This window comes from Brevundimonas sp. (genome assembly GCF_023259385.1).
In the GTDB taxonomy this organism is placed as follows: Bacteria; Pseudomonadota; Alphaproteobacteria; order Caulobacterales; family Caulobacteraceae; genus Brevundimonas.
This window is the reverse complement of record NZ_JAHFPF010000360.1, coordinates 1-405: the sequence shown is the minus strand read 5'-3', so window position 1 is coordinate 405 and position 405 is coordinate 1. Positions and strand designations below refer to the sequence as shown.

General features: G+C 58.8%; 1 protein-coding gene. It reads right to left on the bottom strand.

The genetic code is table 11. The features are described from left to right. The coding region (locus Q0C81_RS18230; protein WP_291841241.1) for an AAA family ATPase at positions 1–403 on the bottom strand (403 nt) is incomplete at its 3' end. Positions 404–405 lie beyond the last annotated feature (2 nt).

The window sequence follows — 405 nt, the reverse complement described above, 5'->3', positions numbered from 1 at the left end:
TGTGTTCGATCGCCCCATCGATGGAGCCGTCATCCGTCCAAATCCCCTCCATCCTCAAGCGACATTTCATTCTTCCGCTGTCGTCCGTGGCCATCTGAGAGAAGAACTCAGGAACGGCGGACGCGTCCGCTAGCGGATCGTCGAGCTCCGGAAAGGCCAAAACCGCCTCTATTGTGAACCGGCGCTCGTTGGGCGGATTCACTTCGGCAGCCGGGACATGAAAGTCTTGTCGCCGAAGCCTCCGTTGGTCCGGCGTAACGCCGAAGAGCCGCTGAAGCGCAAGCATAACGGCGGTCTTTCCTGCACCGTTCACGCCGACGAAGGCGGTCAATCCTTCATCGAGAAGGATCGGGACAGGGTTTTGTCCGAAGCATCGGAAGCCGGAAACTTCGAGTCGTTCGATGT